Raw genomic sequence first — 13,926 nt, forward strand, 5'->3', positions numbered from 1 at the left:
CGGCAGAGACTGAAGGGCAAGAAATTGGACGCATCGGATTGGGACGAGCGGTACCGGGCTGTGACGGAGCCGTGGGGAATCGACCCCGCAGGAACCGTCGCCACGCGAGTGGCAGGCTTGAAACCCGGATCTGCGATCGACCTGGCTTGTGGCGACGGGCGCCATGCACGCTGGATGGCCCAGAATGGCTGGTCCGTCACGGGCGTCGACTATTCGTCAGTGGCGATAGACCTTGCGCGGTCGAGTGACGCCGAGAAGGGCGTCGACTGGAGGGTTGGCGACGCGACGTCGTGGAAGCCGGAGAGCAAAGTCGATCTGGTCCTGGTCAGTTTTCTGCACATGCCGCTGGCCGAGCTCGTTGACACGCTGGCTCGCGTCGGGGGATGGGTCGCTCCCGGCGGGCGAGTGGTGTACCTCGGCCATTCCATCGAGAACTATCACCGCGGGGTGGGGGGTCCGCCGGAACCGGAAATTCTGCCTGGCATTTCCGATCTGGCCCGCGCAGCCGAAAGCTCACGTGTGTATGCACTCGAACATGTGGTTCGCCCGCAAGACGGCGGGTTGGCAATCGATATTCTGCTCGAATTCGGGCCGTGGCAGGACTGACCTACGGACCATTGGCCAGTTTTGGGTGAAACTGGTGCCCGATCAGTCCGGTTCCGCGTACCGTAACTTGTGACTACCGATTGGCTGTAACGGACGACGTGACAGGCGGTATCTACTTGCAGAGTGGAATGAATACAGACACGCGGACTGACACCGTCGATTCGGACCCACCAAAAGTGACCGGTGCGCTTGCTAGTCTGAGCGCACAAGAAACGTACGTAAGAAGTGAGGCGAGATGAGCACTAATCCTTTCGATGACGAAGACGGACGCTTCTACGTGTTGGTGAACGACGAGGACCAGCATTCGCTGTGGCCCACGTTCTCCGAGGTCCCCGCGGGCTGGCGTGTCGTATTCGGCGAAGACAGCCGAGCAGCGTGCCTCGAGTACGTAGAAAAGAACTGGACCGATATGCGTCCGAAGAGTCTGCGCGAAGCAATGGAAGCAGATCAAGCTGCTGCCGGGCGCACAACGGAGAGCTGACCGCTCCGCACAACGATCGAAGAGCTGGGCACCTACCGGTGCCCAGCTCTTCGTGTCTTACCGGGACTATTTGCCGTTTGCCGGCAGGCGGCGTTTGCGCTTGAGGATCATCGGACGACGCAGTGAGTCCACTCGAAGCAGGATGCGCGGGCGGCGGAGCGTACGGGCCACCCATTCACCGAGCGTGACGCCCGCAGCCAACGCGCAGCCGATGCCGAACGCGGACAACAGCGCCGTCAAGCCCACCACGACTTGATCGTCGAGTAGCGAGTACAGGCCTTTGTACAGCGCCAGACCAGGAAGCAGTGGAGTGATGCCGGCAACCGCTACGACGAGCGGCGGTGTCAACGCCCGGCGGGCCATCAGACCGCCGGCGAGTCCGACGACGGTAGCGGCGATTGCCGCTGCGATCACAGGGCCGACATTGAGCGTCTGCACGAACACGGACACACCACTGCCCGCTGCACCGCCGAGGAATGCGGCCGTCAGGGCCCTCTTCTCCGCGTAGCAGGCCAGAGCATAGAACACGGACGCGAAAGCGCCCGAGAACATCAGAACGGGCAGTTGAGTAATGGGGAGAGCTTCGACGTTGATCGGCGGCAGCGTCGAACCGAGCAATCCGGTGACTCGCAGCGAAATGGCAACACCGGCAATAATGCCGCCGGTCATCATCACGACCTCGAAGAAACGTGCAACCGCGGTGATAGGTGCGCCCATGATGGCGTCCTGCACCGAGCCCACCAATGACAGCCCCGAGAGCAGAACCACGACCCCGGCCGCGATGACCAACGACGGTCTGATGGTGATGCCCAACTGTTCTTGGAAGGTATAGAGAGTGGCGGCCGGCGCAGCGGCGATCAAACCGCCCATCACCTGCTGAAAGAAGAACGGCAATCCGAAACGGTTCAGAACTCGATTGACGCGGTCGATCACCATCGTCGTCAGGAATGCGACCGTGGCAACCAGGAGTCCGCCTCCGAGGAGTACGGACACCGATGCTGCCATCGCCGCCCATGCCAGAGTCGCGGTCCAGCGACTGTACGGATGCGGTGCGGTTGTGATCGCAGTCAGGGCGTCGTGCGCCTGTCCGGGGGTGATGGCTTCGCGTCGAATACGGCGGGTCAGACGATCCACGGCAGCAAGACGAGTGAAGTCCATCGAGCGGTAATGCACGATTCGCATCGTGCTTGCCGGCGGCCGTGTCGGACCGCGATACGCGGACAGGACTATCGAGTTGTACGTGACATCGACATCGCATTGGGCCAGCCCGTACGTCGCTGCAATGAACTGGACTTGCTCGGCGGTATCCATGGCCGCAGTTCCGGATGCGAGGAGTACCTCACCGACCCGCACCGCCAGATCGAGGACTTCTGCGACGACGGCGTCGTCGGTCAGGTCGATCGGTTGTAGCGGTGCGGGTGCTGAGGTGACAGTGTCGACAGTTGCCTGGCGGTGCCCGGTCAATCGGGTAAGGGCTTCGGTGAGTTTGGACATCAGGGGCGGCGGGCTGCTCGCCGACTCCGGGGGGTGCACATGGGGGCAACGGTATCTAATGTGACCCGGGCGCGGCCACTGAGATGGCTTGGATATGATGGCTCCGCAAAGTTAGTTCGCGGCGACGCATCTAATTTCGCCTCCTTAGCTCAGTGGTAGAGCACTCGCCTTGTAAGCGAAAGGTCGTCGGTTCAATCCCGACAGGAGGCTCCACAAAAAGGGCATCTACCAGGCGACAAGCCAGGTGGGTGCCCTTTTTTGTTGTCACTACCCGGCGTCATTGTCACGAAATGTCACAAGTGCTTGCAAACTCGCCGCAGCGGCTTTCAATGCATCGTCTGCGAATGCATGTACGTGCGCCCGGTGAAGGTGCTATCACTGTGTCCGAGCCACGCTGAGATACCAGCGATCGGAACGGCGCCCCGGTGGGCATCAGAACCGCACGGTGAACACCACGTGCCGATCGTCGCCGGCCGCGCGCTGGAAAAAGTCAACCACTTCCTGCAACCAAACCCAGGCGTACGTGCGCTCGTCCACGCCGTACTCGGGGTTGCGATCGTCGAGCGGCATCGCGTCATAGCGTGCGCCGAACTCGAATTCGGTGATTCCCGCCAGGTACGAGGCGACTTCGGCGACCCGATCGGGCGCCATATAGGTAATCAGTTGGTCGTCGGTGTCCGTGTTGAGGTCCTCGTCCCCCAAGATCACGCCACATGCCGGCCAGTTCTCGGGCGCGCGCTGGTACCCGCTATTGGAGAGCGAGCACAGGATCGCGTCCCACGCCTTGTCCGTGTCGCACGAGAACTCGGAGCGCCCCGTCTCCTCGATGTCCTCGACCACCGCGTCGAGTCTGTCGTCATCGCCACGCGCGTCAAGAAGTTCCGCTGCCACGCGGTCTGACAGCGCGAAATGCACCCCAAGTTCCATGGCGTGATGCTAGCGGTTATCCCCACCGGGTTTCTCAGGGCTATCACCCGATACTGCTACGACAGGACCTCACACTTTCACCGGCTCGAAGGTTCGGATTGCATAGTGAATAGTGAAAGGCCGCCGGTTGCCTGAGCACCCGACGGCCTGTCTGAACCCTCTGGAAGGAATGGTTCGGCTCCGACTCTAGTTGTCGGCCGATCGAGAGTCGCGGATTTCGGTCCCGGCGTGGCCCGCGCCGACAGTTGCGGCGATGTGCTGCTGTGCGATGACGCGAAGTTTGATGTTGCTCTTCTGCGACTCCTGAATGAGGATCGAGAAGGCATGCTCGGCATCGACGTGTCGAGTGCCCATGATGATGCCCTTGGCCTGATCTATGATTCCGCGGGATTCGAGGGCGAGATCGAGGTCCTTCGCGCGTGTGTGAGCCAGGTACAGACGCTGTGAACTGTGGAGGGCGTAGGCCGCGGTGAGAGCGAAGAGTTGGATCAGTGCGACATCGGTTCCGGTGAATCCACGGTTGTCGCGGCTGTACAGGTTCAATGTTCGGAGGGGTCCGCCATGGCCGGGTAGCGGCACTGACAGGAAGCTCGATATCCCAAAAGTTTTTGCTGCGCTGAAAAATTGGGGCCACCGACTGCAGGCTTCGTCGGAATGTGCATGTACGACAGACATCGAGTTCGCGGATACCAGGGCGGGCCCAGTGCGGAGTTTGAACTGAATTAGGTCGACGGTATGGACGAGGCGATCGGTGGCGGCGAGGGTGTGGTGAACGGAATCGGATTCGGCGACGGTGATGCCGGCCATGTGCGCGTCGTCGACAAGGTCGACAGCGTGTTTGCAGAGTTGGTCGAGGAAGTGGGTGGGGGGATCGAGTTGCGAATACAGTGACCGCAATGCTTCGGACGTGGCATCCAACTTGGATGATGAAGCGAAATGTCTTGTGCTGGAAGCTGTCCCGATGTTTCGATCGGGGTCCTGAGGCGTCATTGACTGGCTCACCCTTCCTTTTGTCCCGGCATGTGCGGGCCATTTGTCCATTGTGCACTAAAATAGCTGCCGTGCGGTATGTTCTTCGCGGTTGGGGTGGATTGCGGCCGAATCGGTTCCTACTGTTATAGATCCTCGGCGCTGTATCGCAATTGTTATGTTTGACTTCGAATCAAAATGGGTAGACACGTCAGTTGTGTTAAATCTGTTGGGCTGCAACATATGGCGAGCAAAGATGTGACTGTGGTGCAAGATTCTCAGCAACTGCACGAACGTCGCCGATATGGCCTATTCTCAGCGCCAGCGCACAATCTTGTACGTCTAACCCGAAGACAGTAAAGGGGATACGACAATGAACGGATTAATTGCCGCTCTGAACAGTGGTTTCACGCTCGGCCTCGCGAACACGATCCTGACTTTCGGTGGAATCATCATCAATCTCAATATCGTGATCAACAACTGATCTCACGGGTCGGATCTGTTATGCGGACTCGATTGGCAGGTCGGTTCCCGGGCGTTCACTCTTTCCCTTGAGCCACCGATTGGGGAGTTTGCCGGCGAGCTCTCCGAGGGGACCGACTGCCGCGCTGAGTATTTCGACGGTTTCCTGAAGTATTTCGATGCTTGCACTCATGCGTTCGAGGTTGGGTGCCAATGAGGTCAAGGTGTCGGAGAGTGCAACGATCTGGTCGAGAGGGCCGCCTTCGGCGATGAGTCGTTCGAATGCGCCGTTCTCGGCGAGCAGTGTTTCGAGGATTCCGTTTTCTGCGAGTGCACGATCGATGACGCCGTTCTTGGCCGTCAATCGTTCGACTGCGCCGTCTTGTGCAGTCAGTCTCTCGAGCGGTCCGTCTTCGGCCATCATTCGATCGAGGAGTCCGCCCGGTGCGAGAAGGCGATCCAACGCGCCGTCCTCGGCAAGTACACGATCCAGTGGGCCACCCGGTGCGAGAAGACGTTCGAGCGGACCGCCGGGTGCGAGAAGGCGTTCGAGTGTGCCGTCGGGAGCGGTCAACTTGTCGACCGGACCGCCGGGTGCCAAGAGTCTGTCGAGCGGTCCGCCGGCGGCGAGAGCCTGACCGATCGGGCGATCATCCGCAGTCAGCGAGGACAGTTGCTGAATCATCTGCAAGGGGCCGCGGGGATTGGCCAGGGACGCTGCGCCGACGGTGGCCGCGCCGGGGTTGGTGACGACCATCCGCAGCGTTGTCACCGTAAGTTCGGCAATACCCAGGCTAATTTTTGTAGCAGCGATACCCGCCCGTAACGGGAGCTTGAGTATCTCGGCCAGGTTCATAGATTAACTGTAACCGGTAACACACAAATACTGGAGCTAGTGCAGAACCTTCAGTCCGACCACTGCGCCGATGATGACGAGGATCAACAGAACCTTCATGATCGAGGACGATTCGGTGCCGGTCAGCATGGCGTAGCCGACGGTCAATGAGGCACCGATGCCGACCCAGACGGCGTACGCCGTGCCGATCGGCAGCGTGCGCATGGCATATGCGAGTCCGGCCATGCTGACGATGAGGCCCAGGACAAACACCACAGTGGGTGCAAGCTTGCTGAATCCTTCGGACTTTCCCAGTGCGGTCGCCCACACAGCTTCGAACAAACCGGAAATGACGAGAACGATCCAAGCCATGACAAAAACAACTCCTCGGCACCGTCTTGTCGCTGGCCGGGTACGGTGCGCTCGTCCGGATGTCATTCTCGACGTACTTCACGATAGCAACCGATCATGCGATATTTGTCTAACTTTGTGGTCAGATCGGTCACCGCGAACGTCGCTCACAGGAATCTCCCAGGGAATGCACAGTGTGAATCCAGAGGGAGGGGAGAAGATGAACTTGTGACTGACAAGAGCGTTGAAGCCCGAATCCTCGTTGTCGACGATGAGCCCACCATTGTGGAGTTGCTCTCCGTGAGCCTCCGCTTTCAAGGATTCGAGGTAGCCACCGCATCGGGTGGCGCCGAGGGGCTCGACGTGGCGCGCGGGTTCCGCCCCGACGCCATAATTCTGGACGTGATGATGCCGGGAATGGACGGCTTCGGTCTGCTCCGCCGCCTACGCGCGGACGGCGTCGACGCCCCGGTTCTCTTTCTCACGGCGAAGGACGCACTCGATGACAAGATCACCGGACTCACTCTCGGCGCCGACGACTATGTGACCAAGCCTTTCAGTCTCGAAGAGGTAGTGACCAGACTGCGGGTAATCCTGCGCCGGGCGGGGCGCGGCGTCGCGCCGGAACAGTCGGCTCGGGTGAAATTTGCAGACATCGAACTCGACGACGATACGCGCGAGGTGTGGAAGGGCGGCGAACTTGTGTCGCTCTCGCCGACCGAGTTCACGCTGCTGCGGTACTTCATGGTCAATGCCGGAACGGTACTGAGCAAGCCGCGCATCCTCGATCACGTCTGGAACTACGACTTCGGCGGTGAGGTCGGGGTGGTCGAGTCTTACGTTTCCTACCTACGACGAAAAGTCGACACCGGCGAGACTCCGTTGATTCATACCTTGCGCGGCGTCGGTTACGTGATGCGCGAACCCAGGCAATGACCACGAACTCGAAATCCGAAAAGTCCTCTTCAAGAGGGCTTTTCCGATTGCATGGGCTTCCGCTCCGATTCACGCTCGTAGCCGCCCTGCTGGTATTGGCTGGTCTCGGATTGCTTGCCTCGGGAGTTGCGGTTACGTCCGCGCTCGAGAACTCGTTGACGCAACGAACCGACAAGACGCTGTACGAGGCCATCGACGGTTGGGCGAAGCCGCATTCGCGAGATGTCCAGCCCCCCAGCGATGTCGGACCAAATACCAGACCACCAAGTCCGTTTTTCGTTCGAACCGTAACCGCCGACGGACGCGTCATCGTCCTCAACGATCAACCTTCGACGCGGACTGAGCCCGACTTGTCGGTCGACGCGACAAACGGTCCCGTTACGACCGGGTCGAACGACGGTTCCGATGTTCAATGGCGTGTGCTGACAACCGTGAGAGACGGAACGACCACAACAATTGCGGTACGCCTCACGGATATCGAGCAAACCGTCGACGATTTGATCCGACTGCAATTCGGCATCGGCATCGTGGTGTTGCTCGTGCTCGGAGGGGGTGCGTACGTTGTCGTCGGTCGAAGTTTGCGACCGCTCGTGGAAGTCGAGGAGACCGCAGCAGCTATCGCCGCCGGCGATCTGCATCGGCGTGTCCCGGAATGGGACGAGCGTACAGAAGTTGGACGATTGTCCGTGGCGCTCAACGGAATGCTGACTCAAATCCAGAGTGCATTCTCCTCAACAGAGGCTTCGGAGGAATCGGCGCGACGATCGGAAGAGAAGATGCGTCGTTTTGTCGGTGACGCCAGCCACGAGTTACGAACCCCACTGACCACGATTCGCGGATTCGCCGAGTTGTATCGCCAAGGAGCTATGACGGATACGGCAACGCTGATGAATCGCATCGAAGGTGAGGCGTCGCGGATGGGTCTGCTGGTCGAAGACCTCTTGATGCTCGCAAGGCTCGACGAGCAGCGGCCTCTCGAGAAGAGGCAGGTGGATCTCCTTGCCGTTGCCGCAGATTCGGTTCAGGCTGCCCGAGCGATTGCGCCGGACAGAACGGTCACGTTGCACATCACCGGAGGCCCCGGCACCCCTGAAGTGATCGGTGACGAGGCACGACTTCGGCAGATCGTTGCAAATCTAGTCGGCAACGCAATCAAACACACGCCACCGGAGGCTGAGATCACCATCCGATTGGGTACAACCGAAAGCAATGCCGTGATCGAAGTTTCGGATACCGGACATGGTTTGAGCGAGGAAGACGCTTCCCGAATCTTCGAGAGATTCTATCGGGCAGACACGTCTCGCACACGAGAGACCGGCGGAGCAGGTCTAGGGTTGTCCATCGTGTCGGCTCTGGTTGCGGCTCACCAAGGAACGGTAACCGTGACGAGTAGACCTGGCGAGGGAGCAACCTTCCGCGTCGAACTGCCACGCGACGGGCATGACGATTGATCAGTTCATCGCCGGAAAGATCGTCGGTTACTTGTCGGTAGACGGCGAACTTCCGGCGACGAAACTTCAGGCTGCGTAGGAGTCGAGTCGGGTTCGAACAATTGCGTCGATGTCGTTGCGGCGCTTGTCCGACACAACACCGGCAAGAAGCAACGCGAATAGTTCGTCGATGCGTTCGTCGAGGTCGGCTCGTCGGGTCAAGATGTTCGAGATCAGTTGCACACCCATGAAAGTTGACGTGATAACGCGACCCATCGATTCCGGAGTGATCTCGGCGCGGATGTCACCCTGGCGTTGAGCGATTTCCGACAGTCGTTGCAGTTCTCGAATCCAGCTGAGATACGGATCGAGTTGCCCGTCAGTCGCGTTGAGTTCCAGAGTGAGACGAATGCCGGCGCGTACTACGGGATCGGAGGTCAACTGCCGAGCGATTTCATTGCAGACCATGATGACCTGCTCCAATGCCGGCGCTCCCGTGGCAGCCACGTCGGTGAACGACGCGAGAGATATCCGATGCTGCTCTTCGATGATGGCCTGAGCCAAGTCATCTTTGGAAGAGAAATGAAAGTAGACCGCGCCCTTGGTCATCCGTGATGCCGACACGATGTCGTTCATGCTGGTGCTGCCGTATCCAGTAATTTCGAACCGGTCAGCCGCACCACGGAGAATCTGTTGGCGACTGATTTTGGCACGTTCCTGCATTTGGTTCCGTTTCCTCCGAGTGATCCCCGACTGATGCCCGTTGGGCCTTAGGTCCTTCGACCAGTGCCCAACGGTAGCAGCGAAACTCGTTGTTGTGCGACTGCGGAAACGGACTGTTCGGAATGTGGAATAGCAGGTCATGGTCGGTGAGCGAGACAAAATGGACCGTCGCGACTTTGGGGGGATTGCGACGGGCGTTCTCAGCTAACCGTCAGCGCGTCGATACTTTGCTCGCGTGACCGAGTTCCCCGAGCGCAGCCTTGAGTCGTGATTGTGCGTCGTCGAGAGACTCGGCAGACGGCGAGGGATCCGCGCCACTGATGTCGAAATTGCCCATGTCGTAGGCCGGAAAAACATGGACATGCAGATGTGGAACTTCCAACCCGGCGATCAGAAGTCCCGCGCGGGGCGCGTCGAATGCTTTGCGCACGGCCTGCCCCATCGTGCGGGCAACCGAGGTGACTTTGGCGAAGAGTTCAGGATCGACGTCCTGCCACTGATCGACCTCGGCGCGTGGAACCACCAGTACGTGGCCCTGCGTGACCGGAGCGATCGTGAGAAACGCTACGACGTCGTCGTCTTCCCATACGAAACGTCCTGGTATATCTCCGTTGATGATGGCGCTGAAGACTGAAGGCATACCTCGAAGGTTATCCCGCACAGTGGTTGCCAGGAAACTCCCAGGCTGTATCCAGAGTGGCCGGAGCCTGTCGGTCAATCCTGGGACGCATGACGACTGAAGCCATGCAGACTGCGGGCAGCACGGACGCCGACGCGGTCGCCGCGAAAACGGTAGTGCTGGACGTGGTCGTTCCGGTATACAACGAGGAAACCGGGCTCGAAACATGCGTTCGGCGCCTGCGCCACCATCTCCGCACGCAGGTTCCCTTTCCAGCCCGAATCACGGTCGCCGATAACGCCAGTGTCGACCGGACACTGGCGATTGCGCAGAAGTTGGCGGACGAATTCGACGATGTCCGCGTCGTGCATCTCGAGGAGAAGGGGCGCGGCCGGGCGTTGCGTCAGGTCTGGAGTGCATCCGACGCGGACGTCGTGGCCTACATGGACGTGGATCTTTCCACCGACCTCAATGCACTGATGCCGTTGATCGCGCCCTTACTGTCCGGCCATTCGGACATCGCGATCGGTTCTCGATTGGCACGTTCGTCTCGGGTGGTCCGTGGTCCCAAGCGCGAATTCATCTCGCGCAGTTACAATCTCATCTTGCGCAGTGCGCTGCATGCACGGTTCTCCGACGCTCAGTGTGGTTTCAAAGCCATGCGCGTCGACGTTGCGCGCCAACTACTTCCGTTGGTCGAAGACACCGGCTGGTTCTTCGACACCGAGTTGTTGGTATTGGCGGAGCGTGCCGGGATGCGGATTCACGAAGTTCCGGTGGACTGGGTCGACGACCCGGACAGTCGCGTCGACATCGTGGCCACCGCCGTCGCAGACCTCAAAGGGGTAGTGCGTGTGGGGCGGGCATTGTCGACAGGCTCATTGCCGATGGCAGAGCTTCGCGTGAGTTTCGGCCGGGAACCGCTAGTTCCCGGTGTACCTCGCGGGATGGTGGGGCAGCTGGCGAGGTTTGCCGTCGTCGGTGTCATCTCCACGGTGGCTTATGCACTGTTGTACCTGGCGTTGCATTCGGTCATGGGCGCTCAGTGGGCCAACGCAATTTCACTGCTCATTACGGCCGTTTTCAATACGGCGGCCAACCGTGCGTTCACCTTCGGCGTTCGCGGTGTGGAAGGCTCTGCGCGACAACAGATGCAGGGGCTGCTCGTCTTCGGATTCGGGCTCCTTCTCACCAGCGGATCGCTGTTCCTCCTGCATTCTCTTGCCCCGGGAGCGTCCAAGCACGTTGAACTTGCCGTACTCGTGATCGCCAATCTTGTTGCCACAGTGAGTCGATTTATCGCACTGCGCTGGGTCTTCCGTTCCACACAATCTGTAGGAGTCAATCAATGACAGCCATTGCCGAGCGGGAAAGCGTCGCCACGCCCGTACCCGAACCGTCGCATTGGGTACGTTGGGAACCCTGGGCGCTAGGTGCACTTCTGCTCGGTACCGGTGTTGCCTACATCTGGGGCCTCGGAGCTTCCGGTTGGGCAAATTCCTTCTATGCGGCTGCCGTGCAGGCTGGTTCGGTGTCGTGGAAGGCCTTTTTCTTCGGCTCCTCCGACTCGGCGAATTCGATCACCGTCGACAAGCCGCCGATGTCGCTGTGGTTGATGTCGTTGTCGGTGAGAATCTTCGGGCTCAACTCCTGGGCGATGCTGGTGCCGCAAGCGCTGCTGGGCGTCGGTTCGGTGGCACTGCTCTGGGCCACTGTTCGCCGGTACTTCGGTGCTGCGGCCGGGCTGCTGGCGGGGCTGGTCTTGGCTCTCACTCCTGTCGCCGCACTGATGTTCCGGTTCAACAATCCGGACGCGATGCTGGTTCTCCTCATGATCGCCGCGGTGTGGGCGATGATGCGTGCCGTCCAGGACGGACGTACCCGATGGCTCGTGTTGGTCGGGGTGTTCTGTGGCCTCGGATTTTTGACCAAGCAGTTGCAGGTCATGCTCGTCGTGCCGCCGTTGGCACTGACCTATCTGATTGCCGGCCCACCGAAGCTGGGTAGGCGCGTGCTGCAATTGTTTGCCGCGCTCGGCGGCATGATCGTCTCCGCCGGCTGGTGGTTGGCGATCGTCGAATTGTGGCCGGCGGATTCACGTCCCTGGATTGGCGGTTCACAGAACAACTCCATCCTCGAATTAACTTTCGGTTACAACGGATTGGGGCGATTGAGTGGCAACGAGACCGGCAGTGTCGGTGGCGGCAGAATGCGGTCTGCCGGAGATACCGCGGGCGCTGTTGCCGGTGGATTTGCGCCGGGCGGCGGAGCAACTGGCGGAGCAGGCGGCGGCATGTGGGGCTCCACCGGCATCACCCGATTGTTCGAATCCGCGCAGGGGGGACAGATTGCGTGGTTGATCCCTGCAGCTCTGATTCTTGTGGTTGCAGGAATTGTAGTGCGAGGCAAGGCTCCTCGCGTTGACACTCAACGTGCGTCGTTCATGGTGTGGGGACTCTGGCTCCTGGTCACCGGACTGACCTTCAGTTTCATGGCCGGTATCTTCCACGCCTACTACACGGTGGCGCTGGCACCGGCGATTGCCGCACTGATCGGATCTGGCTCCGTACTGCTGTGGCGTCACCGCGAAACATTCTGGGTTCGTTGTGTATTGGCTCTCTCGTTGGCTGCAACGGTGGCGATGGCGTGGGTGCTGCTCGGACGTGCACCGTCATATGTCCCGTGGCTGAGGTGGACCATTCTGGTAGTCGGCATTGTGGCCGCAGTTGCGATGATGATCCCGAAGGTAACCCGAGGGCGAGTCGGGGTGGCGGTGATACTCGCGGCATTGTTCACTGGGCTTGCTGGTCCGACCGCCTTTGCGATCGACACGATCAATACTCCGCATACCGGCTCGATAGTCTCGGCCGGTCCGAGTGTCCAGGGCGGAATGGGTGGCCGCGGTGGCTTCGGTGGCTTCGGTGGAAATGGTGGATTCGGCGGTATGCCGGACGGTGGTCGTCGCGGCAGTGCCGGTGCGGCGACAGTTCCTGGAGTGGGTACAGCGCCTACTCAAATGGGCCAGGCCCCGGGAGTTGCCACTGAAGGTGCCGTCGGTGCAATGCGAGGCGGTGCCGGGGGTGGCCTACTGCAGGGCAGCACTCCCAGTGAGGCTTTGGTGGCGAAGCTCGAGGACAACGCCGACCAATTCACGTGGGTAGCAGCAGCAATCGGGTCGAACAGTGCATCCGGCTATCAACTTGCGACCCAGTCTCCGGTGATGGCGATCGGCGGATTCAACGGTAGTGATCCGTCGCCCACACTCGAACAGTTCCAGCAGTATGTCGCCGACGGGAAGATTCACTTCTTCATCGGTGGCGGCGGAATGGGTGGCGGGATGAACGCCGAGGGTACGGCGACCGCGATATCAACCTGGGTGACTGAGAACTTCACAGCCACAACGGTAGACGGTGTGACCCTCTACGACCTTACTGCCTGATCCCGCTACGCCCGAAGGCTGGCGAGGTCGTGTACCTGCTCGCAGCAGGCGTCGAGCAGGTCACGATCATGACTGATGAATAGCACTCCCAGGCCGGATTCGGTGGCTCGGCGCTCGATCAATCGCACGAGGGATGCGGTGGTCGCAGCGTCGAGCATCGCGGTTGCCTCGTCGCAGATGAGGTACTTGGGTTGCTGCGCCAATGATCTCGCGAGCGCTGCGCGTTGCAGCTGGCCGTCGCTCACCTGATGGGGACGACGCGTCAAGAGATCGGGAGTGAGCCCGACCTCTGATGCAAGGGCTTCGATGTCGACCGTTCGCCGAGCAATGTCGGCAGGTTGGCTGATGATGCGAGACAACGTGTGGCGGGGATCTGTTGCGGCACGAGGAGACTGGAAGAGAATGGAGACGGTGCCCCTCAGCGCACCGGGTACACCGAATTTGGTGCCGGTGACGAGGCTGCCGTCGATATGAACTTCGCCCGACCACGGGGCGTCCAAAGAGGCGAGAATCCGTGCCAACGTGGATTTTCCGGTGCCGGACGGGCCGGTCAAGCCGATCAATCGTCCGGCCGGGATCTCGAGAGAGACGTTGTCGAGTACCGGCCGACCACGCTCGTAGCCGAAAGTGATGTTGCGCCCGTGCACGCTCATC

15 protein-coding genes, 1 tRNA gene and 1 riboswitch are annotated in these 13,926 nt (G+C 60.3%); of the genes, 8 read left to right on the top strand and 8 right to left on the bottom strand.

The features are described from left to right. Positions 1–24 precede the first annotated feature (24 nt). A complete protein-coding gene (locus tag BDB13_RS08105) occupies positions 25–606 on the top strand; it encodes a class I SAM-dependent methyltransferase (protein WP_094274770.1) in 582 nt (193 codons plus the stop codon). A gap of 235 nt (positions 607–841) precedes the next feature. Next, positions 842–1,087 (top strand): MbtH family protein, encoded by a 246-nt coding sequence (locus BDB13_RS08110; protein WP_094271187.1) that lies wholly within the window; start codon positions 842–844, stop codon positions 1,085–1,087. A gap of 66 nt (positions 1,088–1,153) precedes the next feature. Here BDB13_RS08110 and BDB13_RS08115 read toward each other — a convergent pair whose 3' ends face one another. Next, positions 1,154–2,581, bottom strand: coding sequence for a threonine/serine ThrE exporter family protein (locus BDB13_RS08115; RefSeq protein ID WP_094271188.1), 1,428 nt, complete (start codon positions 2,579–2,581; stop codon positions 1,154–1,156). A gap of 138 nt (positions 2,582–2,719) precedes the next feature. Between BDB13_RS08115 and BDB13_RS08120 the strand changes: the two genes are divergently transcribed. Continuing rightward, positions 2,720–2,794: transfer RNA gene (locus BDB13_RS08120), tRNA-Thr, on the top strand. A 219-nt stretch (positions 2,795–3,013) separates the two neighbouring features. Here BDB13_RS08120 and BDB13_RS08125 read toward each other — a convergent pair. Further along, complete coding sequence (locus BDB13_RS08125; RefSeq protein ID WP_094271189.1) at positions 3,014–3,508, bottom strand: DUF1877 family protein; 495 nt, start codon at positions 3,506–3,508, stop codon at positions 3,014–3,016. 186 nt (positions 3,509–3,694) lie between these two features. Next, positions 3,695–4,315, bottom strand: coding sequence for a GAF and ANTAR domain-containing protein (locus tag BDB13_RS08130; protein WP_254923000.1), 621 nt, complete (start codon positions 4,313–4,315; stop codon positions 3,695–3,697). On the opposite strand from BDB13_RS08130, the gene BDB13_RS32870 reads away from it, so the two are divergent. After that, a complete protein-coding gene (locus BDB13_RS32870) occupies positions 4,244–4,399 on the top strand; it encodes a hypothetical protein (RefSeq protein WP_254923068.1) in 156 nt (51 codons plus the stop codon). The two genes, BDB13_RS08130 and BDB13_RS32870, sit on opposite strands and share 72 nt — an antisense overlap. Before the next feature lie 580 nt (positions 4,400–4,979). On the opposite strand, the gene BDB13_RS08135 is transcribed toward BDB13_RS32870, so the two are convergent. Then, entirely contained in the window at positions 4,980–5,795 is an 816-nt protein-coding gene (locus BDB13_RS08135; RefSeq protein WP_094271191.1) for an ABC transporter, read from the bottom strand. Between the two features lie 36 nt (positions 5,796–5,831). Continuing rightward, complete coding sequence (locus BDB13_RS08140; RefSeq protein WP_094271192.1) at positions 5,832–6,146, bottom strand: DMT family transporter; 315 nt, start codon at positions 6,144–6,146, stop codon at positions 5,832–5,834. 15 nt (positions 6,147–6,161) lie between these two features. Beyond that, a riboswitch (guanidine-III (ykkC-III) riboswitch) is annotated at positions 6,162–6,224 on the bottom strand. A gap of 129 nt (positions 6,225–6,353) precedes the next feature. Between BDB13_RS08140 and BDB13_RS08145 the strand changes: the two genes are divergently transcribed. Together BDB13_RS08145 and BDB13_RS08150 are read left to right on the top strand one after the other, a co-directional pair. Continuing rightward, positions 6,354–7,061, top strand: coding sequence for a response regulator transcription factor (locus tag BDB13_RS08145; RefSeq protein WP_094271193.1), 708 nt, complete (start codon positions 6,354–6,356; stop codon positions 7,059–7,061). Continuing rightward, a complete protein-coding gene (locus tag BDB13_RS08150; protein ID WP_094271194.1) occupies positions 7,058–8,512 on the top strand; it encodes a sensor histidine kinase in 1,455 nt (484 codons plus the stop codon). Before BDB13_RS08145 ends, BDB13_RS08150 begins: the two co-directional genes overlap by 4 nt. 66 nt (positions 8,513–8,578) lie before the next feature. Here the strand turns inward: BDB13_RS08150 and BDB13_RS08155 are convergent, their stop codons facing one another. Both BDB13_RS08155 and BDB13_RS08160 read right to left on the bottom strand, forming a co-directional pair. Then, the gene (locus BDB13_RS08155) at positions 8,579–9,214 is read right to left on the bottom strand and encodes a ScbR family autoregulator-binding transcription factor (RefSeq protein ID WP_094271195.1); all 636 of its coding nucleotides are present in this window, start codon (positions 9,212–9,214) and stop codon (positions 8,579–8,581) included. 211 nt (positions 9,215–9,425) lie between these two features. Next, positions 9,426–9,854 (bottom strand): HIT family protein, encoded by a 429-nt coding sequence (locus BDB13_RS08160; protein ID WP_094271196.1) that lies wholly within the window; start codon positions 9,852–9,854, stop codon positions 9,426–9,428. A 104-nt stretch (positions 9,855–9,958) separates the two neighbouring features. Between BDB13_RS08160 and BDB13_RS08165 the strand changes: the two genes are divergently transcribed. Both BDB13_RS08165 and BDB13_RS08170 read left to right on the top strand, forming a co-directional pair. Continuing rightward, positions 9,959–11,185, top strand: coding sequence for a bifunctional glycosyltransferase family 2/GtrA family protein (locus BDB13_RS08165; protein ID WP_254923001.1), 1,227 nt, complete (start codon positions 9,959–9,961; stop codon positions 11,183–11,185). Beyond that, positions 11,182–13,272, top strand: coding sequence for an ArnT family glycosyltransferase (locus tag BDB13_RS08170; protein WP_094271198.1), 2,091 nt, complete (start codon positions 11,182–11,184; stop codon positions 13,270–13,272). The genes BDB13_RS08165 and BDB13_RS08170 overlap by 4 nt, the downstream gene beginning before the upstream one ends. 5 nt (positions 13,273–13,277) lie before the next feature. On the opposite strand, the gene BDB13_RS08175 is transcribed toward BDB13_RS08170, so the two are convergent. Then, the gene (locus tag BDB13_RS08175) at positions 13,278–13,925 is read right to left on the bottom strand and encodes an ABC transporter ATP-binding protein (RefSeq protein WP_094271199.1); all 648 of its coding nucleotides are present in this window, start codon (positions 13,923–13,925) and stop codon (positions 13,278–13,280) included. Between the last annotated feature and the right edge of the window lies 1 nt (position 13,926).

The sequence above is a fragment of the Rhodococcus sp. OK302 genome, from assembly GCF_002245895.1.
Lineage (GTDB): Bacteria > Actinomycetota > Actinomycetes > Mycobacteriales > Mycobacteriaceae > Rhodococcus_F.

Excerpts from the sequence above, each read along its gene's own strand:
- BDB13_RS08110 (WP_094271187.1), top strand. The coding sequence starts at position 842 with ATGAGCACTAATCCTTTCGATGACGAAGACGGACGCTTCTACGTGTTG.
- BDB13_RS08115 (WP_094271188.1), bottom strand. The coding sequence starts at position 2,581 with ATGTCCAAACTCACCGAAGCCCTTACCCGATTGACCGGGCACCGCCAG.
- BDB13_RS08125 (WP_094271189.1), bottom strand. The coding sequence starts at position 3,508 with ATGGAACTTGGGGTGCATTTCGCGCTGTCAGACCGCGTGGCAGCGGAA.
- BDB13_RS32870 (WP_254923068.1), top strand. The coding sequence starts at position 4,244 with ATGGACGAGGCGATCGGTGGCGGCGAGGGTGTGGTGAACGGAATCGGA.
- BDB13_RS08130 (WP_254923000.1), bottom strand. The coding sequence starts at position 4,315 with ATGGCCGGCATCACCGTCGCCGAATCCGATTCCGTTCACCACACCCTC.
- BDB13_RS08135 (WP_094271191.1), bottom strand. The coding sequence starts at position 5,795 with ATGAACCTGGCCGAGATACTCAAGCTCCCGTTACGGGCGGGTATCGCT.
- BDB13_RS08140 (WP_094271192.1), bottom strand. The coding sequence starts at position 6,146 with ATGGCTTGGATCGTTCTCGTCATTTCCGGTTTGTTCGAAGCTGTGTGG.
- BDB13_RS08150 (WP_094271194.1), top strand. The coding sequence starts at position 7,058 with ATGACCACGAACTCGAAATCCGAAAAGTCCTCTTCAAGAGGGCTTTTC.
- BDB13_RS08155 (WP_094271195.1), bottom strand. The coding sequence starts at position 9,214 with ATGCAGGAACGTGCCAAAATCAGTCGCCAACAGATTCTCCGTGGTGCG.
- BDB13_RS08160 (WP_094271196.1), bottom strand. The coding sequence starts at position 9,854 with ATGCCTTCAGTCTTCAGCGCCATCATCAACGGAGATATACCAGGACGT.
- BDB13_RS08165 (WP_254923001.1), top strand. The coding sequence starts at position 9,959 with ATGCAGACTGCGGGCAGCACGGACGCCGACGCGGTCGCCGCGAAAACG.
- BDB13_RS08170 (WP_094271198.1), top strand. The coding sequence starts at position 11,182 with ATGACAGCCATTGCCGAGCGGGAAAGCGTCGCCACGCCCGTACCCGAA.
- BDB13_RS08175 (WP_094271199.1), bottom strand. The coding sequence starts at position 13,925 with ATGAGCGTGCACGGGCGCAACATCACTTTCGGCTACGAGCGTGGTCGG.